General features: G+C 68.7%; 1 protein-coding gene. It reads left to right on the top strand.

All coding sequences use genetic code 11. The features are described 5' to 3' along the window. Nucleotides 1-702: strawberry notch C-terminal domain-containing protein (locus tag GV832_RS21735; RefSeq protein WP_227754619.1), on the top strand; the 702-nt coding region annotated here is incomplete at both ends.

The raw sequence follows: 702 nt of genomic DNA, 5'->3' as shown, positions 1-702 counted from the left end.
GCGGTGATCCAGATCGTCTCGACCGGCGAGGCGCTGATGGAGCGGCGGCTCTCGGAGATCCCGTCCGAGGACTGGGGCGATGTCCGCGTCGACATCACGCCGAGGGAGGCGTGCCTGGACAATCTCCAGCACTCCTTCCCGGTGCAGCTCTACGAGCCCTTCACGGATGGCGAAGGCAATCTCTCTTCGCGCCCCGTCACCCGGGACGGCCAGCCGGTCGAATGCCGCGAGGCGGTCCGCCGCCGCGATGCGCTGATCGAACACCTGGCCTCCCTGCCACCGGTGCCCGGGGCGCTGGACCAGGTCGTGCAGCATTTCGGGGTGGAGGAAGTGGCCGAGGTCACCGGCCGCTCGCGACGCATCATCCGGCAGGGCGAGGGTGGCGCCGCCCGCCTTGTCGTCGAGACCCGCTCGGCCTCGGCCAACCTCGCTGAGACCGCCGCCTTCATGGATGACGCCAAGCGCATCCTGATCTTCTCCGATGCCGGTGGCACGGGCCGGAGCTACCACGCCGATTTCGGGGCCAAAAACCAGCGCCTGCGTGTCCACTATCTTCTGGAGCCCGGCTGGAAGGCCGATGCCGCGATCCAAGGCCTCGGACGGACCAACCGCACCAACCAGGCGCAGCCGCCGCTTTTTCGGCCCGTGGCCACCGATGTGAAGGCGGAGAAACGGTTTCTCTCCACCATCGCGCGGAGGCTC

This window comes from Stagnihabitans tardus, assembly GCF_009925085.1.
Lineage (GTDB): Bacteria > Pseudomonadota > Alphaproteobacteria > Rhodobacterales > Rhodobacteraceae > Stagnihabitans > Stagnihabitans tardus.
This window is presented reverse-complemented; position numbering and strand designations above follow the sequence as displayed.